Below are 22183 nucleotides of genomic sequence, written 5' to 3' on the forward strand. Positions count from 1 at the left end.
CTCTCAAAGTAGGCATTCGTCTTATAAGCTAAAGTCTGCTAGTCCATCATCTTCATCCATGTCACTAAGGTCGCTCATATCGATGTCCATATCTGAAGGTGTTTCAGGGTCGATAGCTACGGATTGAATCAGATGATTCCATGAGATAGTAGGATTTTGGTCAATGACCGCTAACATATCCAAAAACGCTTTGATAGTATTACGCGGCGTTCTGAAGTAAGCATCGCCAATCGTTTGGCTACAGTGTTGCAAGAAAGCTTGTAGTGATTCATCAGGCACTAGATATGCAGACTCATCGCCGCCTGCATAAACATGACGTAGGTTTTTTAGCAAAATATACAGCTCCTCTGGCGTTAGGCTAGCCAAATGTAACGCTGGAGAAGAATAATCAATTACCCCTGCCTGCTTGGCAAAGCTGTTGTCCGCCAAGCGAGTTTGCAAAGCATCGTAGCTGTATAAGCCTTTGCGCGGATCGAGTAAAAACTCAGGCGTACCCCCTAATAAAAACCCTAAATGCTCAGCTGTACCTTGCAAACAATCATTTAAAATACGCAATATTTGCTCATAGTTACCTTGGCGCGCTTGAGTGCTGTTAAGCTTGTATAGATTGACCATCTCGTCCAAATTAACGAGCAATCCTTGATAACCAGCTTGGCGGACGAATAAACTCATGATTTTTAGGGAATCATAAAAGGATGAGTCGGAAATAATAGTGCGCACACCTAAGTCGCGTCTGGCATCAGTCTTAGTAGCGTATTCTGCACGTAACCAGCGAATAGCGTTGGCTTTTAACTCGTCATTACCTTCTTCGTGCCCTTGCCAATAAGCTTCAATGACTTTTGCAAAATCATAACCGCCTACCAACTCAGTCAATTCAGCTAAATTTTGCTGGATAACGTCACTGATAGCCTCTCCGCTACTGTCCGCTTGTTTGCGTGCCTCGGTAATAAAACGCTCAACCACACTAGCAAGCCCATTGCCATCAGGCTTATTGCGTGTCGATAAGTTACGCATCAGCTCAGAATATAAATTCCTCGCTTGGCCTGACGATGCTTGAATGCGTCTGTCAGGCGATAAATCCGCATTCACCGTGACCAATTTACGCTCAAGTGCAATGGCGCGAACCACGCTCAAAAAGAAAGTCTTGCCCGACCCATATTCCCCAATAATCAGCCGAAACGCAGAACCGCCATCAGCCACACGTTCAATATCATCTATCAAAGCTTTGAGCTCATTAATACGTCCCACTTGGATATGCTGAATACCAACTTTGGGGGTAACACCAGCCTTGAGCGACTGGATAATCGCGTCGCGTTCTTTGGCTCTAATTTTTTTACTACTCATCTTTATTCCTTTTTAATCCACTATTTTTAGTGTGCTATGAATTCAACGCTTTTAACTCGTCGACAATCTCAAAATCAACGACCACTTCATCATCATCTTCTAATACGGGTGCATCAACTTTATCGTATGCCCAGTCGTTAATGGTTTCGATAGCGCCATTTATCATTAGATTTAACGATTCACATAATTCGTTGACGGCTTCACGTTGCCATACTTCGGCACTAATAAGCTCTTGATACAGTTGGCTGTGACTACGATCTAGTCCGTTTATGACCGCCTCATTACCTGAACTATGATTGTTAACAAGCGCGTTACTGTGATGCTCAGTCGCCGTCTTACTGCTTCTCTTTAATAGTACACTCTCTTTTATATCATCTTCGCTTTCTTCATCTTCTACAGCAAAGATTTTACTTAGCATCGCTTTAGCCACTGCGGTCTCACGTTCATGTAGCGCCAACAGTTCAGCATCAAAACTAAATGAACGGCTACTTTTGCTGCTATTGTCTTTGGTTTCGAGCTCATTTTTTATGCCTATGTTTACTTTTTTATTCGTCGTTAGCTGATGAATATCACTAGTCACCATCGTTCTATCCAGACCTAAAGCTTGATATAATTTTTCGATTTGTTTGATTTGACTGGGTTCAATATTGCCATTCGCTAAAGCAACAGTAATGATAAAACGGCTGATAAAGCCAATATATTGCGCGTCAAGACCAGCCAATGTCGCTTTTAGACCTGCCATATTTGCTGGGGTATTTAACTGCCATAGCAAATAAGCAGTCAGCGATTCTTTTTCAATAGTGGTCAGTTGACTGTCTTGATTGAGCAGCGTCAATAGTGTATCCACTTCCCTTTTATCAACATAACCATTAATAGTCGCTACCATTGCCCCTAATCTCATGGCTAGGCTGACTTGATAGAACGACGAGCTCGGTTCGAAACCTTCACAATGCGCATCATGATCGCAAACAAATAGCACGGCATAACCGTCCGATTGCAAGCGCGTCTGATGATAACGTTGGTCTGGAGCAATACCAAAACCAGCAAGCTCTACCAAATTAATAATCAGCTCATTTTGTTTTTTACTCAGCGCTTTGCTAGATGTTGGCGACAAAGTTTCATCCAAATATGCCCCTAACTCTTTAGTCGTTGTCAGCCCTTCATCGTTTTCTATAATGGACTGTGCCCATGTTTTAAATTTTTCAATTGCAGGATGGTGATAGTTATGAAGCAAGGGTTTCGGCAGTAGCATAACAGCGGCAATATCATCAGCCGAGCGGCCTTCTTTTCCCAGATAACGACTGTAAGCATCTAAAGCATCATTGCATTGTTCAGCGATAGTTATAAGTTTTTTGACAGGTGCTCGCAGGATGCTTGGGTCTGGCAAGTCATCAAGTGTAAGATCTACGCTAATGATAGAACGACTAGCAGCGTTATAGATGAGCTTGAGCCTAGTTTTATTGGCAGAAACTACAAAACCGTTTGGATAAGCGTCATGGTAAAGAATTTTAAATAAATCTTTGAACGTATCTTCACAGCGCTTGGCGGGAGTTTTAAAATTGTATTCATTAGAATATACCAACCACTCCCATGCTAATGACGCAGGAATAGGCAATTGCAACGCTACCGTCTTTGCCAAATGCATCTTAAAGTTTAGGTTTTGGCTAGTGACAGGCGGTGGTAGTAAATGCCCTGTTTGCGCTTTGTCTTCAAATAACAAGGACCGAATAAGAGTCATAAATGCTAAAAAATGTGCTGAATAACTGTCGAACGAAGCAGACTGGCTGCCATAAATACGATTGAGTCGTGTCACTTCTTCATAGATAGCCATAAACTCAGTATCGGAGACAACATCATCGTTAATATGTTCAATGATACGGCGCTCAAAACCGCCAAAATAAATGAATACATAGCCAATAGGCGTACTTGGATGCGCGCGATTTGAAGCTAGCCAATCAAGATAAGCGCCTCGGCATTTAATGGACAAACGCTCATAACTTGGCCAATAACCAAGCGACTCATCATAATAAATTTGCGAAATACTGTGGATGATGTTTGGAGAGCTGGCAGGTAAACTGTCATCGACTAGCGAAGGTTCAATACCAAACCCCGTTAGCATTGTAAGCTGACCACCAACATAATAAAAACCGCGGTCAATAAAGCGTCCTTTAATATCAAAGGATTCATTTTCTTTGAACCAGCGTCCTAACTGCTTATTGGCTGAAACACCAGAAACATTGTTAGATTTACCAGATGAGATGATAAATGAGGCGAAATCATCTGTATCATCATTTTGACTAGACTGACTTACTCTATGCCAGTTATCGGGCTTGATATCAGGTGGTAAGTCTATAAAGGCGGGCTTATTTGCTTTATTACCTTGAGCGTCGGCATCATATTTTTGTCTAAAAAGTGCCTTCACGTCGGCAATAAAATTCTTCATTAATGATAAAGTCCATGCTGAGTAGTACGAAGGTTGGTGTAAAGAATCGGTCGCCGATACCATTCTAACAACAAACGTGCATTATTTATGCCTGTATTTTTACATTATTTATCGATAAACAAAAAAATCACCACCACACTGGATCATCACTCTCTTCTCTCACTTGTTTAGAATTTTCTACCGTCACTTCATCAGCAGACAGCTCCGCGATAAACCGCGACGGCTTGTCAAAATACCCTGAATAACTGGCAAAGTAATCAGGTGCCGTTAGATACAGTCTGCTCTTGGCGCGACTACAAGCAACGTAGAATAATTTTCGTTCTTCTTCTAGCGCCTCAAAGTCATCCAAAGAGCGATAGTGCGGCGTGATACCATCGACCAATGAGTTAACAAACACCACTGGCCACTCTAAACCTTTGGCACTGTGGATAGTCGAGATAGTGACTTTATCACTGTCATTATCATCAGGTTGACTGGTTGTGGCTACCGAATCATTAGGTGGATCGAGTGCCAAGTTTTCTAAGAAGTTATCAAGGCTACTGTGTTCCGTTGCCAAGTTTTTGAGCACACGAAAGTCCTCATTGCGCTCACGCCAATTCTCTTCAATCGTTTTTAAGACAGGAATATAAAACTCTAAAATATGCTCAATGACCGCCTCGACTGATTCAGCCTGATTTGCCTTGGTAAGCGTATTATATAAAGGCTCAAGCTGTGCACTTTTTTTAGCAAACTTTGGCGTGAGTAGTGGCTCAAAGGAGTTGTTATCGGCATTGATCGCTTGGGTCAAACGCGTCGCTGTGACTGTCCCCACACCTTGGAACAAGGTCAAAATGCGATGCCAAGCAATCGTATCATTGGGGTTATAAAGAATTTTAATAAAGGCCAAAACGTCTTTGACATGTCGCCTTTCAACGAACTTAATACCACCTACTACGATGAATGGAATATGACGCTCCATAAACTCTAATTGGACATAGTTAGACTGAAACGAGGTGCGGCACAGTACCGCAAAATCACTGTAATCATGATCTGACTTTAGCTCGATGATTTTATCGGCGATATATTTTGCTTCTTTTGTCTCATTGCTTAGGCGGCTAAACACTGGCTTATCCCCACTTATCGATACGCCAGAGTACAATTGTTTTTGATAGCCTAGCGTGATTTGCGCGGATAAGGCATTGATATAATCCAAAACAGCAGGCGTACTACGATAGTTTTGTTCGAGCTTAATGAGCTTGGCATCGGGATAGGTCTCACCGAATAACAGAATGTTTTCGTAATTGGCACCGCGGAAAGCATAAATACTTTGATTGTCATCACCGACTACCATCAGCGATACCGACTCAGGTGCACCAATCAAATCTATCAGCTGCTTTTGCGGAATATTGGTGTCTTGATATTCATCAACCATGATATAGCGATATTGGTTTTGCAGCATTTGGCGAAAGGTATCATTCGTCTTTAAATGGCGCACGACCTGACTGATAATATCGTCAAAGTCGTAGAGGTGATTGGCACGCTTATACTCATGAAAATCGACTGCCAACTGCTCGATAATAGGAATATGTACGGCGATATCAGGATAACTGCTTTCGATTAAATCGCGGATGTGAATACGTCTATTCCGTGAGCTAGAGATGATATTTTGCAGTGTCTTTTTGCGCGGGAATGCTTGGCTTTTGTTTTGCGCAGGATACTTTTTTTCTTTGTGAATTAAGTCGATGGCATCTTCGCTATCGCCCGTGTCTAAAATCGTAAATCGCGGATTAATGCCCAATAAAACTGAATATTGACGCAGCAGCATATTGCAGAATGAGTGAAAAGTACCACTGGTGATATCGTTGAACCGTTTATCCGTTGGCAGCTTATCCTTTACCAAGTCTTCATCAGACTGTTTATCAAATAAGGTATTCGCAAGTAAGGTTTTGGCGCGACCTTTGATTTCATTGGCGGCTTTACGCGTAAAAGTCAGTAGCAAGATGCTTTTGGGCGTGACCCCGTTCTCTAATAAATAACTGGTACGGTACGTGAGCGTTTTAGTCTTGCCAGAGCCTGCACCAGCAATGACTAGTACCTTGCCTTCGATAGTTGTGGCTGCTAATAACTGGTCAGGATTTAGTTCACGGGCGTAGTCTACTTTTAATCCTAATTCACTATTCAGCCTTTCAGTTAACCGCTCAATATTTGCATCATCATTAGCATCGATTAAATTTGCCTCTAGCTTTTTAATCGCCTGCTCAAGTTGTGCCAGCTTGGGCTTAATCTCGATGAAGTTCTGCGGATAATTGTAGTGGCGCGTGTCAAAGATCGTGGTAGTCATTATAAGGTTTTGCCTTTCATTTTATTTTAGCGGCCTTTATCGAGACGGCGCATTTATACATAGTGTTTTGCAGATTTGACTGAGAGCGCTTGGTGTTCATAATGAAGATTACTTGTACAGTGTGACGAGTCGTAGGCGCTTACCTGTCATACGCCTACAAGCCAAACTATCCTTTTATAGCACACCTTACCATAATCGATAAAACATCAAAATTACCAGTCATGACCAAACGCAAAATCTCAGTATACAACACAGCAACCTCACCCCTATTCAGGTAAATTTGTTACAATGTGCCCAATTTTGATTTATCATTTAACCAATCTTTATACCAACTGATTTTATTATTATATTGAGAGAATGTTATGGGATTTAATTGCGGCATCGTCGGCCTACCAAACGTGGGTAAATCCACCTTGTTTAATGCGTTGACCAAAGCGGGTATCGCCGCTGAAAACTTTCCATTTTGTACCAAAGATCCCAACACAGGTATCGTACCAGTACCTGACCCACGCCTTAAAAAACTGGCTGATATCGTTAAGCCTGAGCGCGTATTGCCAACGACGATGGAGTTTGTGGATATCGCAGGTCTAGTCGCTGGTGCTTCAAAAGGCGAAGGTATGGGCAACCAGTTCCTAGCCAACATTCGTGAGACTGATGCGATTGCGCACGTTGTACGCTGTTTTGATGATGACAACGTCGTCCACGTTGATGGTCGCGTCAGCCCTATTGATGATATCGAAACCATTAATACTGAATTGGCATTGGCAGATTTAGAGGCCGTTGAGCGTGCCATTCACAACCAAACCAAGAAGGCTAAAGGTGGCGACAAAGACGCGCAAGCATTGCTTGATATCTTCAAAAAAGTTGAGCCTTTATTAGCCGAAGGTAAAGCGGCACGCGCAGCGAACCTAGATGCTGATGAGAAAAAACTCATCAGAAGTTATGGTTTAATCACCCTAAAACCAACCATGTATATCGCTAACGTCAGTGAAGATGGCTTTGAAAACAACCCTTACCTTGATGCGGTACGCAACTATGCGACTGGCGAAGATTCTATCGTTATCGCTCTATGCAACCAAATCGAATCTGAAATCGCTCAGCTTGATGAAGACGACAAAAAAGACTTCTTAGCTGAGATGGATATGGAAGAAGCCGGACTTGATCAAGTCATTCGCGGTGGTTATGATTTGCTAGATATGCAGACTTACTTTACCGCTGGGGTTAAAGAAGTGCGTGCTTGGACGGTTGCAGTTGGCGCAACGGCTCCGCAAGCAGCTGGCGTGATTCACACTGACTTTGAGCGCGGTTTCATTCGTGCCGAAGTCATTGCTTATGATGACTTTATCGAATACAACGGTGAAAAAGGCGCAGCTGCCGCTGGCAAATCACGCTTAGAAGGCAAAACCTATATCGTACAAGATGGCGATATCATGCACTTTAGATTTAACGTGTAACGTTAAGCGGTACATCCTGACTGATAGTTAATAAGCCGATGTTGGAAATTCTCCATCATCGGCTTTATTTTATCTTAACATTGTTATATTATAACATATCTTTATTTTATTATTTGAGGACTTATACTGTGACTGACTATTTCTCTTTTTCTAGATTTGCCAGTGTTGCGCTTGTAGGAAGTATCATGACAGGCTCTCTATTGGGCTGTCAGCCTAATACAGAAAGTGATACGGTAGTATCTGAAGAAATAACACCCGTAGACGATCACGCTGAACATGCTCATGAAGAGCACGAAGGGCACGATGCTATGGAACAAGGTCATGAAGGACACAATCATGAAAGTCATAGCCACGAAGAAAGCGCGCATGAAGGACACGATCATGCAGAACATGTCAGCAACAGCACACCATTCTCTTGTGAGCCTACTGCTACTATCGGTGTGTCCTACCATGATGATGCTCCATTGCAGACAGTGCACCTACTCATCGATGGTATCGAATACGATTTGACCGCTACCTCTAATAGCGACGCCAGTACTGAAAAAACCATCTATACCAGTGATATCGGATTAGATAACACCCATGGCATCATATGGCAAGTAAATGGTGACAAAGCAACGTTGCGAAATAAAACATTGGGCAGTAATGTGGCTACCGAAGAGGAAGAAGTGCTTTTCAACTGCCAGAAATCTTAATGTAGTTCTCTGACTATATATCTGTACCAAGGGCGCTATTTTGCTATGCTAGAGGCTCCCTTGGTTTCGGATGTTTCAATATGCTAACTACTCCAACCTCTTTGCCGTCTCCTACTACGCAATGGTCTCATCTCCTCAACTCGCAGCGTCTTGGTGCTGCCAAAAAGTTTAACGCCAATACGAGTACTCGCTCTCAGTTTCACAAAGACTACGACAGATTGGTATTTTCGCACTCCTTTCGGCAATTGAATCAAAAAACCCAAGTCCATCCATTAACCAATCAGCTCGGTATCCATACACGTCTGACTCATTCGCTTGAGGTCTCCTCTATTGGACGCTCTTTAGCAATGATGGCAGCAGAAAAGCTCCATGATAAATTGGCCAGCGGTCTACCAGCAGGCGTATCGCCAGCCGATGTCGGTGTCATTGTACAAGCCGCCTGCCTAGCTCACGATATTGGCAATCCGCCTTTTGGTCATGCGGGAGAGTATGCCATTCGAGATTGGTTTAGGCAGCCTGACCCTCAAGCGATATTACAAAAGTTAAGTAGCAACGAGCGCTTGGACTTGCTGGCCTACGAAGGTAATGCACAAGGGTTTCGACTGTTGGCGCGTAATGAGCACCATCCCGATAAAGGTGGTATGCGTCTCACTTGTGCAACGCTAGGCGCTTTTATGAAGTATCCGTGGCTTGCCTCTCACAGCAACGATGTCAATGATAAACACCACCATCAAAATGTACAAAAATTTGGCTGCTTTTATAGTGAGTCAGCACAATTAGAAGAGCTGGCAGCTTGCTTAAATTTGCCGCGCTCAGAGCAACACGACGGTTTTGCGCGTCATCCGCTGGCTTATTTACTAGAAGCGGCAGACGATATTTGCTATGCCTTGATCGATTTAGAAGATGGTATCAATCTCAATATGCTGACCTATAGTGAGGTTGCAGCCATATTTTATGAGCTGATTGGTGAGCGCCCTAGCAGTATCAATCTGCCCGTACACATGTCTGTGAGGCAGAGCTTAGCGTCATTGCGAGCCCGCGCGATGATGCGCTTGGTCAATACCGTGACTGATGCTTTTGTCGCCAACAGTGATGCATTGCTGGCTGGTACACTAAAAGGCAGTCTATTTACCCATTGTGATGCAAATGTGCAAAATGGCATCTTGCAGGCCAAGCAATTGGCACGGGAGAAAATATTCAATCACCCAAGTAAAGTACGTATGGAATTGATGGCCAATCAATGCCTGCATCGATTATTAGACGCCTTTATACCACTGGCTTGGACAAATGCAAAAACTACCCCCATCTCCTTTGAGCAGCAGCGCCTACTAATGTTATTACAGCCACATCTTGATGAGCATCGGCGGATATTATCAGATAGTGTCTATCACAATATTTTAAATATATTGGACTTTATCACTGGGATGAATGATCATGAGGCGTATCGATTGGCGCAGGAATTGCAGGGTCATTGGGGCACAATGGTTTAAAAGACCCGTGCAGGTCTAGTAAATTAATACAAGTTGCGTATTTCAGTCGTATTTTTACGCTGAAATGAGTATGATAAACCCTTATTGGACAATTTTGAAATATTATGAGCAGTCGCGAACAAAAGAAACTTCAAACTCGGCACGCCTTTTTTAACGCCGTCCTTGATTTATGTATGACAGGGCAATCTTTTAGCTCAATCAGCCTCAGGCAAGTAACGCGTGAGGTTGGTGTGGTGCCGACCGCATTTTATCGGCATTTTGATGACATGGAATCGCTTGGTCGAGCATTGGTGGTAGAAGAGCTAGGCGGTACGCTGGCGATCCTAAGCGATAGCTTACAGATTGGGCGCAAGCGTAGCTTTGATCGCCAAATTGCTAAGAGCATTCAGCTGTTCTTGTATATGGTTAGTGATCAGCCTTATTACTGGCAATTTTTAGTCAGTGAGCGCTACGGTGGCTCAGAAGCTGTACGCAAAGCCATTAATGAACTTGTCAAAAAACATGCTCAAAGTTTGGCTGATGATTTAGCGCTACAGCCTGCTTTTACTCATATCAATGCCTATGACCGTCGCTTACTGGCTGAAGCTGGGGTAAATATGTTCTTTTCTTGGATTATCGATTGGTTGGAGCTGACTTATACTGAAGACCATGATGATGAAATCGATCTGAATGAGATTGAAGAAAATAAACAGCTGATGCTCCATAATTGTACTCGCCAAGCACAGATGCTGTTTTATGGTGCTTATAACTGGAAATCTACGGAAGAGACGCACTTAGGAGATTAGGTGACGTCAGCTATTCTACCTCGACACTGATTGAGACTCTTTTTAGGTGGCTCAACGTTAGAAACTGGGTCTAAATGCCCATAAACGTTGTGTCACCACTTTAATTTCTTTGGCTTTTTTATTATTGCCACTCTCATTATTGCTATTATTATTGTTAGGCGTGCCGTTATTCGCATTACTCCCTGCTGCCGCGCTAGCATCAGTCGCAATTTTACTAATCAATACGGTTGCAAACCGTTGTCTTTGTTGACCAAGACTTGCACTATCCGTTGCGGTAATAAGCGCCATAAAGGCTTGGCTATCGACTGCGAGCAGTGGTTTTAACGCCTTTCGCTGATCATCATTTAAGCTGCTCAACATCGGCAATTGCCACACATCATCGATAGAGGCTAACGCCTGCTTTGCCCGCATATCGACCAATCCCTGCATCTGTTGGCTGGTTGCGCCATCTATCAGTGCAGCCAGCAAAACTGGACTGGCAGTATTGACATTAATAGGCACATAATAAGGAACCGCCGTAATATAAGGACGTAGTGCCGCTAGTACTTCAGCATTTACCCCTCGAATCTCTTGCAACTGATCGACACTGACCAATGCTTGATTGGGCAAAGTCTTACTCGCTGAGCCACTTGATTGCTGAGAATAAACCACACTCTCATCACCACCATCTTGATAAACGTCGCTATCCGTATCTTGATAATCAAGAACAGCAATGGCAATATCAGGTTCCAGATTTAATTGTGTCAACAGTCTTTGAAATATGGCTAAGGCAGCGCTATCAACTGCGCCATTCTGATATAAATTATTAATATTAAAACGACTGGCTTCATCGCGCAATTCGATACTGATGCTATGATTGGCTAAAAGATAAGGCGGTAATGGCTGCGCCCAAATGTCTTGCTCGCTATCTGTGTCATTCAGCTTATCGTCAGCACGAATCATCGTGATGGCTAATTGCTGACCAGCATTGATATCTTGTGACAGCTGATTTTGATCAAACAATAAGCCGCTACGCCTAATAGCAATCTTTTGACTGGCAAGCATCGCTCCCGCCACCACGGTAATACTGACCACCAATAGTAAGATAGTGAGCAGCGCTACTCCGCGCTGAGAGTTTGCTGTCATTGACTTAAGCCGCCTTTATTATTGACCCAATGGTACATTTTAAATATTACTTCCTGCATTGTTATTTAAATTGTTATTTACATTGCTATTCGGGTTGTCATTATTAGTATTATCACTACTATCGTTATTGCTACCATTGCCATTATTAGCAGCATTGTTATTGCTTTTGTTGGTATTGTTAATTGGTATTGGTTGGGGAGCAAGCGCCCACTGCCAAGTGATAGGCATATTCTGATAAGTAAAATTGACAGCAATGCCTTTGGGCAATAAAACCACTGCCGGCTTGACGTTTATGGCATTGGCCGTCTGCCCAGAGGTTGTATTTGTACTGCTATCGCCGTTATTACTGCTGTCTTTATTGGGAAATTTGGTGCTCAGTTCAGGTAAATATGCTTGCCAACGCCCTGCGGTGACGCCTTCTAGCAATACACTGTCTAGGCTGATGCTATCGCGCCCACCATCGATGCTGGTATATTGGCGGCGAATTAAACGCTCATCTGCAAAAATGTATTCGATATGCTGGACACTCATGCTACTTTGATAACGTGGATCGGGGTCGGCAAAACGAACAAAGCTGACATGCTCACCATCCAAGCTCGTAAAAGGCTCAGGCACTGTTTCATTGGCTTGGGCGCTATTGTTTGTGCTATCACTGGCATTTGTACTGTTATTTGTCACACTGATATTTTGAGTATTTGGTATTTGATAAGGGATAATTTGACCCATGTCTTGCTGTAGCTGCAAATAAGCATATTGCAAAACAGCTAAGTTATCAGCATGAAATTGTGCACGTTCTCGGGCGCGGTTGACGCTATCAAACACTTGCCAGCCAGCCACTGCCAACATCGCAAATATTGCCATGGCAACCATTAATTCAAGTAGCGTAAATCCACGCTGCGACTTCACGGATTGCCTCCAGACTGCCCTGCAATATCAGCGCCCAAACTGCTTAAGTCCAAACTACCAATGTCTTGCTCCGCATTGCTCAATATTACGTTGATATCAGTCACAGCGGTACGCGTCTGTCCATCTATAATGGGTGCGACAGCGATATTCACCTCTTTTAAAGCAGGCGTAATGGCATCACTGACCGTCATCACTACTTGCCAATCACGCCCTTGAGCATTGATTGTTTGTGTGCGATTGGCCGTCAGCCAAGTCTCTTGAATACGCAAATCAGCGGCCGCATTCTGTGCGACAAAATGTGCCAATGTACGTGTGCGTAAGACATCCACTGAGCTGAGATAGGCACTACTGGCACGGCTAGCAGCCACAGCAACAACCGCTAAAATCGCTAACGCTACCATTACCTCAATCAGAGTAAAGCCACTTTCATGCTTTGATAGCATTGGCTTTTTGTTTATGTCAGCAGATATAATGTCATCCTTATCTATCATCAGCTACAGTCCTTGTCCGATCGTCATACTACCATCAGGCATAATGGTAATGACCTCGCCCACCAGACGCGAATTGTGCAGCACCTCAATGGTGACAGGCGTTGCTTGCCCTGTACCAAACCATAATATCTGTGGGACTGCTTGATCGGCAAACCAAGGCTGTAATGTTTGCGCCTGTTCAAGCATTGATAGATTGCCAGCCTCCAAGCTTTGCACCCTTAAACTAACCCCAGCAGGTAACTCTGGCAAACTGACTTCTGGCTCAATCTCCCAGCTAGGCACTGGTTGTTGCTTTCCCATCGCCCCCGACCTACTTGTCAGGTCAGCAGATAATTCCATCGAATTTTTAGGCGTGCTGTCTATGCTATTTGACGGGGCATCATTGGTTTGATAGGCAATATGAGGATTTGATAAAGTAACAATCACAGGAGCTACTTGACCTTGTTTATCTGCTTGCAAGCTCAAACCCATCGGCTGCATACGCTCAGCAGACAACAACCTTACATAGCTCAGTGAATCCGTTAAATGCTCATAAAACGCACGGTTTTTACGCGATTCACTACTACCCACCGACAAGCTCATCATGCCAGCAAAGATAGACAGAATAACGACCACCACTACAATTTCGACAAGGGTAAAGCCCTGCTGTGCCTGAGCAAGGCTTGAGGATTTATAAGGGGAAACGTGAGTGTTTTGTACTGGAAAGGATTTATACTGATAAACCAGAGGTAAGCGATATCTATCTGTGTTTTTATACTGCAAATATTGATGACTTAAGTGTGAATAGCAAGTGACCGCTGAGCTGGACGGAGTCTTGGCAGTGACCGGCATATTGCACCTATAAACCTATAAGTAGGTTGTGGTATGAAGAATAAAACTATGATTGAGCGCTAAAGCTGATAACCATGTATCCATTTTTAGCATGGATACACCGTGCTGCGATAACGAATATAGCAACACGAATTTAAAAAATTTGGGTTAAAAGACCATAAGTTAAACAAAGATATTAATAACTGGTATTACGGTGCTCTTCTGACTCAGTATCGATTTGCTCGACCAACTCCTGCATATCTTCATCCATCACCTCATCGTCAGCCGCAGGATAATGGCTCGGCAACTCAAGCATTTGCTGAACGAAGGCATAACGTAGGGTATCACGGCGACCCAAATACCGCTGGTAAAAGCTTGAATTTAATAGTCCAGCACCGCCCTGACCCATCGCCCAAATCGAGGACAAATAGTCGCGCGTGCTCAAACTACTGTGCTGCTCTTGTAAATACGCACTGATAATGTCAATCAAGCGTTTCATACGCTGACGGCGAATATCATATAGCTCACCAAACAATCGATTAAGACCCGTCACTGATGCAGCCAAACGCTCTTCGATTTGATTGAGCAACATAGCTTTTTGTGGGTTAAATAACTGCTGAAAGATCATACGAGCAACGCCTGCTGATGGACAATCATCAATACGATTAATCTCAAACAGTTGTTCTTCATAGCGGATAATAATACGCAAATAGAGTTCATCTTTACTGGAGAAATGCTTATACAGTGTACCTTTAGCCATATCCAGCTGGTCTGCCAAACTGTCTAAAGTAATATCACCATCGCCCGACTCAAGTAGCAATTGCTCTGCCATCGCTAAGATATTCTCTTCTCGTGCCTTGAACCGATGCTGACGACTCATAATCTCTCCTAAAACCTGACAAGATTAAGCATATGACCATCCTATGGATGAATGCATCGGCGACAAGCGTATAACGTCATACAAAGTCTGCTCGAAAACCACCAAAGGAGATATGCTTATGTTTGCTAAATAGTCATTGATAATCATAGGCTTACGCTCCACATCATAAGTGCAAATAACGTAGAGCAACAGGACTGTATCATAAATGACTGAGTGGTCATAGCATAACCATTTTAGTGATACTGTGCCAGTAAATTCTCAAAGTTTTTTGCAGTTAATGCCCCAACGTCATCGCTACTACAGCCATACATCTCTGCCAGACAACTGGCGACATACGGTACGTAGGCAGGCTCATTCGGTCTACCACGCTTAGGCACCGGTGCTAGATAAGGGCTGTCGGTTTCGATAAGCAGTCTATCTCTAGGCATGTTTTTTGCTGCATTTTTAATCATTTGAGCACTCTTAAAGCTAACAATGCCCGAAAATGAGATATAAAACCCTAAGTCAAGTGCACGCTTGGCCGTCTCCCAATCTTCGGTAAAGCAATGAATAATGCCATGTTCAGCGCCTTCTGATTTTAGGATATCAATCGTATCTTCTTTGGCATCACGCATATGAATGACGAGTGGCTTTTTCAGGCTTTGACTGGCATGAATATGGCGAGCAAGACTGGCTTGCTGCTCTTTTTTATTTTCCGTTGACCAGTAATAATCTAATCCTGTCTCCCCAATCGCCCATACATAGTCAGCATCAGCCGTTTCGATCAAACGCTCAACTGTCGCTGATTGCAAGACACTAATATCTTCACAAGGATGAATACCGACACTCATGCCAAGATTTAGCGCCTCATCACCATAAGTGCTGACAATATGAGCAATCTCATCATATTCGGCAAAATCACACATAATCGCCATTGCGCGAGTGACATTAGCAGTTTTCATCGCGTCAATCGCGCCAGACAATTTACCATCATACTTGGTTAAATCTAAGCGATTAAGATGGCAATGGCTATCAGTAAACATAAGTAATCTCGTTATTAAAAAATAAATAAAATTTGTTAGAACAATAACTTACAACATAAAATTAGTAGTCGTAAGAGCATTAATTGCTCTGATAAGTGCGCTTTTCAAGTCATGATTAGCAAACTTATTTTTAGTACAAAGGCAGCTTTTAATGAAGCGGCACCACTCGCATTACTTCTTCTATGGTCGTCAGCCCTTCACTAATACGCTTTGCACCCGATAAGCGCAATGGCTGCACACCTTCGCGGTACGCTTGCTGCTTAAGCACATCTAAATTGGCATCGGCGGCGACCAGTTTTTTTAGCTCATTTGACAACGGCATGATCTCGTACAAACCAACGCGACCTTGATAGCCCGTATGGCGACAATGCTCGCAGCCTTGCGCCGTATAAATTTGCGCTGGAGCGGGCGCACGCCAGGGCTGAACCAATTCCTGCCACTGCACAGCAATTTCACTGTCTGGGGTCACGTCTAGAGCTTTTTTGCAATGCGGACATAAGGTGCGTAGCAAACGCTGCGCCATGACGCCTAATATCGTCGCTGAGGTCAAAAACGGCTGAATGCCCAAATCATGCAAGCGAGTAAGTGAGCTTGGTGCATCATTGGTATGCAACGTCGAGAGTACCAAATGTCCAGTGAGTGATGCTTGCACGGCCATATTGGCGGTTTCAGCATCGCGAATCTCACCGACCATAATGATATCTGGGTCTTGGCGCATCAAAGAGCGAATACCATCTGCAAAATGCAAATCAACGCCTGGATTGACCTGCATTTGGTTGAAAGCTGGTTCAATCATCTCGATGGGATCTTCAATCGTACAAACATTAACTTGTTCTGTGGCGAGCTGCTTAAGCGTACTGTACAACGTCGTGGTTTTACCAGAACCCGTTGGCCCTGTGACCAAAATAATACCGTTGGGATGCGCGGTCAGCTCATGCCAAGTATCGAGCTGCTTACCTGACAAACCAAGCTGAGCTAACGAGCGCACCAGCACTTCAGGATCAAATACCCGCATCACCAGCTTTTCTCCAAAGGCTGTCGGCATCGTCGATAAGCGCAGCTCAGTTTCCAGACCCTTTGGCGTACGGGTTTTCAACCTACCATCTTGTGGTTTGCGTTTTTCTGCCACATTCAGTCGTCCTAATATTTTAATCCGCGCCGTCACCGCGACGATAATTGCCAATGGCATCTCATAAACGGTATGTAGGACGCCATCAATACGAAAACGGACTTTACCCGTCTCACGGCGAGGCTCTAAATGGATATCACTGGCTCGCTGCTCAAAAGCATATTGCAACAACCAATCGACAACTCTGACAATATGTTGATCGTTGGCATCAGGGTTGGTATTGTCGCCCAGTTGCAATAATGCCTCAACATTGGTGACATCAGCCGCCGCCCGCTTATGGACACTATTTGCTCCTGCAATCGCTTGGGTGACTTGGTAAAACTCTTGACGGTAGCGATTGATTTGCTCAGGATTGATATAAACCGTACGATAGCTCTTAGACTTGATTAATTTTTCGATACTTGTCTGCCACTCCGTACAAAACGGCTGGTCTGTACCGATGACGACTTCATCATTCGTCACTTCAATGGGCAAAATATGCTGTGAGCGGGCATATTCAAAGGACATCAACTGAGTTACAGCTGGGACATCAACTTTTAACGGATCAATACGGACAAGTGCCATGCCTGCTTTGGCCGCCAACCATTGATTTAACCATACCAAAGTCAATTTATGCTCAACATTTTTATCCAGTGCATGACCGTTTGGCAGACCAAATTCACTGATGGTCAGGAGTGGATGCTGCGCTTTATCACGGCGGCTCGTCATCACTAAATTGTAGCCACGCTGGTCAATCACCTTATCTGCCAATAGTTCATCTAAGCACCAACGTAAATCAATCACGATTGAATATTTCTGAGCAGACATATTGTTCTTCTTTTATTATTGATGCGTTATTTATTGAGGAATGATTTATGGATAATTCATGCGGCAGTAATGGCATTGCTGAGCACTATAAGCTCACTTTGACAACAGCTGTTATCTGTAACTGCCCTGATTCTATCAACTGGAAGCTCACATCGACAGACTTATAGCGCATGACAAACGGCGTATCTATCTCCGCGCGACGATAAGCTGGACGCGGGTCTTGCGCAATTAACGCTTTAATAATCTCGATATCGGCAATAAGCAATTGCTCTTGCATTTGTTGAATAAGCGTCGATACACTATTATTTTTTGCATGAATAGCTTTCTTATTATTTTTATTTTCAGTCTCATTGTCATTTTTATCGCATCGTCTAGCGTCAACCAACGTCATAAATTGCTCGTAAGCAGACTCCGTGATAATTATCTCTAATAAATCTGGCGCAGTTGGCGCAAACCCGCTTTTTGCATTACTGAGCGCATCGCTATAAGCGACATAGGGCTTAATATCGATAATCGGCGTACCATCTATCATATCTGCACCGCTAATAATAAGTAACACGCGCCCATCACAAACCTCGATACTTTCAAGCTTAACGACAGATAACCCAAGCGCTGAGGGTCGATACATACTGCGACTGGCAAACACCCCTATTTTTTGATTGCCACCGAGCCTTGGTGGTCGAACTTGCGCACGAAAGCCAGTGCCGCCTTTGCCAATATGGGTGTCTTTATTGGTATAGTTATGATGAAACTGCCAACTGATCCAGATATGGCTGAACGCGTCTAAACCGGCAAATGCTGCTGGCGAGTCATAAGGCGCTATCACCTCAATGATACTGGTGAGCGCAACCAAATTCGGCTGGCGTGGCGCACCAAATTTCTGTGATAGCGGCGCACGATGGTAGCCAATCATTGGCGCACGGTGGTAACCCGCCAAAGAGATATTATCATCGGACATCATGTTTCTCCAAAAAACCGTTCAATAGTAAGCATCTACTTTTATGAGAGCGTTTAGCGCATATTATCCAGTGATACAAAATTACTCACTAACGATATTCCATTTTATCATGCCGCATCGTCGCTGCCAGACGGATTTTTATTTTAAATTTTGGTATTATGAGCCATAAATTCGATGAGAGCCTTTATTTTTCAATCCTTATAAGCCATCTACAGCAACAGCCATTGCCGTGGTTTTACAGGAGACAGATTAAATCATATCTATCCTTAGACTTTATCAGTCCCTCTCCTGATTTTAAATGCTTAATAAGGTGTTAGAATATCGCCCCACAACATTGATTAAAACATCGGCTATGCTACTTACTTTGCATGACAGAGGTTTTAAACGATTGGCTGTTCCAATAGTGATTGAAAATTTACTACCCTTCTATACCCTTTTTCATTGAAAATTTTAATTTAACACTCATTTAAACTTAATAAAACCGATAGCAACTTATTAACGAGGACTTTATGTCAAAACTTCGCACCGAAACGGTCACAGAGGTTCATCACTGGAATGACGCTCTATTTAGCATCAAGACAACTCGCGACGATGGCCTGCGCTTTCGTAATGGCGAATTTGCGATGATCGGAATCGTTGTCGATGGCAGACCGCTATTGCGCGCTTATTCGATTGCTAGCCCGAACTACGAAGATCACTTAGAATTCTTTTCTATCAAGGTTCAAGATGGTCCATTAACCTCGCGCTTGCAGCATATCAAAGTTGGTGACGAGCTGTTGGTCAGCAAAAAACCAACGGGCACTTTGGTACTAGATGATTTACTGCCTGGCAAAAACCTTTATATGCTCTCTACAGGCACTGGACTGGCGCCATTTTTATCGTTGGCACGTGATCCTGAAGTCTATGAACGCTTTGAAAAAATCATCTTGGTACATGGTGTGCGCCATGTCGATGATTTGGCGTATCGTGATATGTTTGAAAACGAATTACCTAACGACGAGATCTTTGGTGAATGGTATCGTGAAAAATTCATCTACTACCCAACAGTGACTCGTGAAGATTTCAAAAATCAAGGTCGCGTGACTGACTTAATGACCTCAGGAAAGCTCTTTGAAGACATTGGCTTACCGCCGATGAATAAAGAAGACGACCGTGTCATGATCTGCGGTAGCATGCCATTTAATGCTGAAATTTCAGCGATTTTGGATGATTTTGGTTTGACTGTTTCACCACGCATGGGTGTCCAAGCAGATTATGCCGTTGAACGTGCTTTTGTAGGCTAAACCATTTTTTTTGATTTAATTGAAAATTATATCAAATAATTCTTGACGGATAAAAATAGGCTGCTATAATACGCAGCCTATACAGAGTTAACTCTGTAGCCCAATTCGATAATCTCTATCTAATAGACCTTATCTTCTAACATGCCAGTGTGATGGAATTGGTAGACATGACGGATTCAAAATCCGTTGCCTAATAAGCGTGTCGGTTCGAGTCCGACCACTGGTACCAATATTAGTAACAAATCAGCCTCCTCATTAGGAGGTTTTTTTGTGCCGGTAATATTATTGCTATACTTACATTTCTATTTCTATTTCAGATTGCAGCACCGCAATTATCTTAATGGGCACGGCAAACTCCCACGGCATGCCAGCATTACAATAAAAATGTCCGTCACGAAATGATACGATATAAGCCGTAAAATCATTACCACAATGATCCATCATTGCTTGCTCATCACTATCATCACAAACCGCACACCATACTTTTTTATCGCCGCGTGCTAGCATCGCCCTTGTTAAATCGCTCCCTTTTAGTTCATTATTCATCATCAGCTCCTTAGTCATTCTAAACTCTCTAACATCAAGCTCTTAAAGAGTTAATTTTACCAAAACTCCATTTTCGATCTTGGCATGAGCGATAAGCAATGTCTTTTTTACATGGTCGTAGAGGCGCACAAGGCATTACTTATTGTTTTACAGTCATCCATTAGCACGGATACTATATTGTAAAACACCAGAATCAAAACTGTAACATCTAAATGTGAGATTTATGACAAACGGTGAGGTGGATACGACAGGTGGTGCAAGAGTACAAATGAGTTTGATTTACAGTAGACCTAGATCATTCAAGAGCAAAAATATGTTTGCTAAATACGTTTTTTTTGAATTAATACCACTGTTTATCATTAACTAACTCTATGATATATAAGATTTATGACATATAAAATTATTCATATCCTGTTGCTAGCGTCCTGCTAACCTAGCAAAGGAGTCTATCGATAAATCCAAATTTTGACACTCAATCAAAGCGCTTGAATCAGGTAAAATAGTGAGTATGACAACTTCTATAAATGCTAGCCCTCGTAAAATCATTCATATAGACATGGATGCTTTTTATGCCAGTGTGGAGCAGCGTGACTTTCCTGAACTGCGCGGTAAGCCACTGGTGGTTGGTGGCGATCCAAGTGGTCGCGGCGTGGTCGCAGCAGCCAGCTATGAGGTGCGTAAATTTGGTGTACGCTCTGCCATGTCTTGTTATGAGGCGCGTAAACGTTGCCCAGAAGTCATTTTTGTAAGGCCACGTTTTGAGGTTTATCGCGCAGTTAGTAGCGATATTCGCCAGATTATGTACCGCTTAACGCCACATGTTGAACCATTGTCTCTAGATGAGGCGTATCTCGATGTTACAGGGTTACAAGTCCATAAAGGCTCAGCGACCTTGATGGCGAACTGGCTAAGGGCACAAATACTAGCGCATACTGGATTAACGGCCTCAGCAGGTGTGTCGTTTAACAAGATGCTGGCTAAAATTGCCTCTGATATCAATAAGCCCAATGGTACGGCTATCATCACGCCAGCGGACGCTAATGCCTTTATCAGTACGCTACCTATCGAGCGCTTTCATGGTATTGGTAAAGCCACTGCCAAGCGCTTACATGCGATGGGTGTAAGTACTGGCGCGGATCTCAAGCGAATGCAAGCGGCTGTCTTGGTGCAGGAGTTCGGCAAGCGTGGGCAGTTTTATCACGATATTGCCCATGGGCGTGATGAGCGTGCTGTCAAATCTGAGCGCGCGCATAAATCTGTGGGTTCTGAGACCACATTCAAAGACAATCTAAGTGATAACCATGAATTACGTATACAAATTTATGAACAGAATGCCGATGCCTTTCATCAACTGCAACAAAAACAGCTGGTCGCCTATACTATTACTCTAAAAGTTAAATACGCAGACTTCACTCAAATCACCCGCTCACACACGCTATCGACTGCCTTTAACAGTGCTGATTCTGCCCATTATTGGTTAGACAAACTGTTTTTAGACATTCCTCGTGAGCTACCTATCCGCTTAGTCGGTGTTACTTTCTCTTCATTAGCACCTGCCGCCCAATTGTTGCCGCAGTTAAATTTGTTTGAATAACATACTGACGCTTATCGCTTTTATTAATTACTCATTCTAACAATTAATGTTTAGGCTATTTAATATACAAACCGTTTTGTGCGCATGAGTCGTTACTAAAC

General features: G+C 43.3%; 18 protein-coding genes and 1 tRNA gene. 7 read left to right on the forward strand and 12 right to left on the reverse strand.

Going from position 1 to position 22183, the window contains the following annotated elements; all coding sequences use genetic code 11:
- Positions 1-21: 21 nt before the first annotated feature.
- The 3 genes from JMV76_RS02405 to JMV76_RS02415 form a co-directional block, all read right to left on the reverse strand.
- Positions 22-1344: an ATP-binding protein gene (locus JMV76_RS02405; protein WP_201501479.1), complete on the reverse strand. Its 1323-nt coding sequence runs from the start codon at positions 1342-1344 to the stop codon at positions 22-24.
- A 34-nt stretch (positions 1345-1378) separates the two neighbouring features.
- The gene (locus JMV76_RS02410) at positions 1379-3787 is read right to left on the reverse strand and encodes a tellurite resistance TerB family protein (protein ID WP_201501480.1); all 2409 of its coding nucleotides are present in this window, start codon (positions 3785-3787) and stop codon (positions 1379-1381) included.
- A gap of 127 nt (positions 3788-3914) precedes the next feature.
- Entirely contained in the window at positions 3915-6107 is a 2193-nt protein-coding gene (locus tag JMV76_RS02415) for an ATP-dependent helicase (RefSeq protein WP_201501481.1), read from the reverse strand.
- Between the two features lie 362 nt (positions 6108-6469).
- Here JMV76_RS02415 and ychF point away from each other — a divergent pair, with 362 nt between their 5' ends.
- From ychF to JMV76_RS02435, 4 genes are all read left to right on the forward strand, one after another.
- Complete coding sequence (ychF, locus tag JMV76_RS02420) at positions 6470-7561, forward strand: redox-regulated ATPase YchF (RefSeq protein WP_201501482.1); 1092 nt, start codon at positions 6470-6472, stop codon at positions 7559-7561.
- A gap of 185 nt (positions 7562-7746) precedes the next feature.
- Positions 7747-8256, forward strand: a complete 510-nt coding sequence (locus tag JMV76_RS15035) for a hypothetical protein (protein WP_201501483.1) — start codon at positions 7747-7749, stop codon at positions 8254-8256.
- Between the two features lie 80 nt (positions 8257-8336).
- Entirely contained in the window at positions 8337-9746 is a 1410-nt protein-coding gene (locus JMV76_RS02430) for a deoxyguanosinetriphosphate triphosphohydrolase (protein WP_201501484.1), read from the forward strand.
- 104 nt (positions 9747-9850) lie between these two features.
- Positions 9851-10531 carry a TetR family transcriptional regulator gene (locus JMV76_RS02435; protein ID WP_045446867.1) on the forward strand — a complete coding sequence of 227 codons (681 nt, stop codon included), beginning with the start codon at positions 9851-9853 and terminating at the stop codon, positions 10529-10531.
- Between the two features lie 57 nt (positions 10532-10588).
- Here the strand turns inward: JMV76_RS02435 and gspK are convergent, their stop codons facing one another.
- The 8 genes from gspK to tsaA form a co-directional block, all read right to left on the reverse strand.
- On the reverse strand, positions 10589-11656 hold the full coding sequence (gene gspK, locus JMV76_RS02440) for a type II secretion system minor pseudopilin GspK (RefSeq protein ID WP_201501485.1): 1068 nt from the start codon (positions 11654-11656) through the stop codon (positions 10589-10591).
- 39 nt (positions 11657-11695) lie between these two features.
- Positions 11696-12562 (reverse strand): type II secretion system minor pseudopilin GspJ, encoded by an 867-nt coding sequence (gene gspJ / locus JMV76_RS02445; protein WP_201501486.1) that lies wholly within the window; start codon positions 12560-12562, stop codon positions 11696-11698.
- Entirely contained in the window at positions 12559-13053 is a 495-nt protein-coding gene (gene gspI, locus JMV76_RS02450) for a type II secretion system minor pseudopilin GspI (RefSeq protein ID WP_201501487.1), read from the reverse strand. Before gspI ends, gspJ begins: the two co-directional genes overlap by 4 nt.
- Positions 13054-13056: 3 nt before the next feature.
- Complete coding sequence (locus JMV76_RS02455; RefSeq protein ID WP_227690026.1) at positions 13057-13884, reverse strand: prepilin-type N-terminal cleavage/methylation domain-containing protein; 828 nt, start codon at positions 13882-13884, stop codon at positions 13057-13059.
- A 175-nt stretch (positions 13885-14059) separates the two neighbouring features.
- Complete coding sequence (locus JMV76_RS02460; protein ID WP_201501488.1) at positions 14060-14743, reverse strand: TetR/AcrR family transcriptional regulator; 684 nt, start codon at positions 14741-14743, stop codon at positions 14060-14062.
- 233 nt (positions 14744-14976) lie between these two features.
- Positions 14977-15765 (reverse strand): TatD family hydrolase, encoded by a 789-nt coding sequence (locus JMV76_RS02465; RefSeq protein ID WP_201501489.1) that lies wholly within the window; start codon positions 15763-15765, stop codon positions 14977-14979.
- A gap of 148 nt (positions 15766-15913) precedes the next feature.
- Positions 15914-17701, reverse strand: coding sequence for a GspE/PulE family protein (locus tag JMV76_RS02470; protein WP_201501490.1), 1788 nt, complete (start codon positions 17699-17701; stop codon positions 15914-15916).
- Positions 17702-17786: 85 nt separating this feature from the next.
- The gene (tsaA, locus tag JMV76_RS02475; protein ID WP_201501645.1) at positions 17787-18659 is read right to left on the reverse strand and encodes a tRNA (N6-threonylcarbamoyladenosine(37)-N6)-methyltransferase TrmO; all 873 of its coding nucleotides are present in this window, start codon (positions 18657-18659) and stop codon (positions 17787-17789) included.
- A 509-nt stretch (positions 18660-19168) separates the two neighbouring features.
- Here tsaA and JMV76_RS02480 point away from each other — a divergent pair.
- Together JMV76_RS02480 and JMV76_RS02485 are read left to right on the forward strand one after the other, a co-directional pair.
- Complete coding sequence (locus tag JMV76_RS02480) at positions 19169-19942, forward strand: ferredoxin--NADP reductase (RefSeq protein ID WP_201501491.1); 774 nt, start codon at positions 19169-19171, stop codon at positions 19940-19942.
- A 143-nt stretch (positions 19943-20085) separates the two neighbouring features.
- Positions 20086-20171: transfer RNA gene (locus JMV76_RS02485), tRNA-Leu, on the forward strand.
- A 65-nt stretch (positions 20172-20236) separates the two neighbouring features.
- Here JMV76_RS02485 and JMV76_RS02490 read toward each other — a convergent pair.
- A complete protein-coding gene (locus tag JMV76_RS02490) occupies positions 20237-20488 on the reverse strand; it encodes a hypothetical protein (RefSeq protein WP_201501492.1) in 252 nt (83 codons plus the stop codon).
- A gap of 508 nt (positions 20489-20996) precedes the next feature.
- Between JMV76_RS02490 and dinB the strand changes: the two genes are divergently transcribed.
- On the forward strand, positions 20997-22082 hold the full coding sequence (gene dinB, locus JMV76_RS02495; RefSeq protein ID WP_201501493.1) for a DNA polymerase IV: 1086 nt from the start codon (positions 20997-20999) through the stop codon (positions 22080-22082).
- Positions 22083-22183 lie beyond the last annotated feature (101 nt).

The organism is Psychrobacter cibarius, from assembly GCF_904845955.1.
In the GTDB taxonomy this organism is placed as follows: Bacteria; Pseudomonadota; Gammaproteobacteria; order Pseudomonadales; family Moraxellaceae; genus Psychrobacter; species Psychrobacter cibarius_B.

Bases quoted from the DNA above. Each gene is read 5' to 3' on its own strand.
- JMV76_RS02405 (WP_201501479.1), bottom strand. From the start codon at position 1,344: ATGAGTAGTAAAAAAATTAGAGCCAAAGAACGCGACGCGATTATCCAG.
- JMV76_RS02410 (WP_201501480.1), bottom strand. From the start codon at position 3,787: ATGAAGAATTTTATTGCCGACGTGAAGGCACTTTTTAGACAAAAATAT.
- JMV76_RS02415 (WP_201501481.1), bottom strand. From the start codon at position 6,107: ATGACTACCACGATCTTTGACACGCGCCACTACAATTATCCGCAGAAC.
- ychF (WP_201501482.1), top strand. From the start codon at position 6,470: ATGGGATTTAATTGCGGCATCGTCGGCCTACCAAACGTGGGTAAATCC.
- JMV76_RS15035 (WP_201501483.1), top strand. From the start codon at position 7,747: ATGACAGGCTCTCTATTGGGCTGTCAGCCTAATACAGAAAGTGATACG.
- JMV76_RS02430 (WP_201501484.1), top strand. From the start codon at position 8,337: ATGCTAACTACTCCAACCTCTTTGCCGTCTCCTACTACGCAATGGTCT.
- JMV76_RS02435 (WP_045446867.1), top strand. From the start codon at position 9,851: ATGAGCAGTCGCGAACAAAAGAAACTTCAAACTCGGCACGCCTTTTTT.
- gspK (WP_201501485.1), bottom strand. From the start codon at position 11,656: ATGACAGCAAACTCTCAGCGCGGAGTAGCGCTGCTCACTATCTTACTA.
- gspI (WP_201501487.1), bottom strand. From the start codon at position 13,053: ATGATAGATAAGGATGACATTATATCTGCTGACATAAACAAAAAGCCA.
- JMV76_RS02455 (WP_227690026.1), bottom strand. From the start codon at position 13,884: ATGCCGGTCACTGCCAAGACTCCGTCCAGCTCAGCGGTCACTTGCTAT.
- JMV76_RS02460 (WP_201501488.1), bottom strand. From the start codon at position 14,743: ATGAGTCGTCAGCATCGGTTCAAGGCACGAGAAGAGAATATCTTAGCG.
- JMV76_RS02465 (WP_201501489.1), bottom strand. From the start codon at position 15,765: ATGTTTACTGATAGCCATTGCCATCTTAATCGCTTAGATTTAACCAAG.
- JMV76_RS02470 (WP_201501490.1), bottom strand. From the start codon at position 17,701: ATGTCTGCTCAGAAATATTCAATCGTGATTGATTTACGTTGGTGCTTA.
- tsaA (WP_201501645.1), bottom strand. From the start codon at position 18,659: ATGTCCGATGATAATATCTCTTTGGCGGGTTACCACCGTGCGCCAATG.
- JMV76_RS02480 (WP_201501491.1), top strand. From the start codon at position 19,169: ATGTCAAAACTTCGCACCGAAACGGTCACAGAGGTTCATCACTGGAAT.
- JMV76_RS02490 (WP_201501492.1), bottom strand. From the start codon at position 20,488: ATGAATAATGAACTAAAAGGGAGCGATTTAACAAGGGCGATGCTAGCA.
- dinB (WP_201501493.1), top strand. From the start codon at position 20,997: ATGACAACTTCTATAAATGCTAGCCCTCGTAAAATCATTCATATAGAC.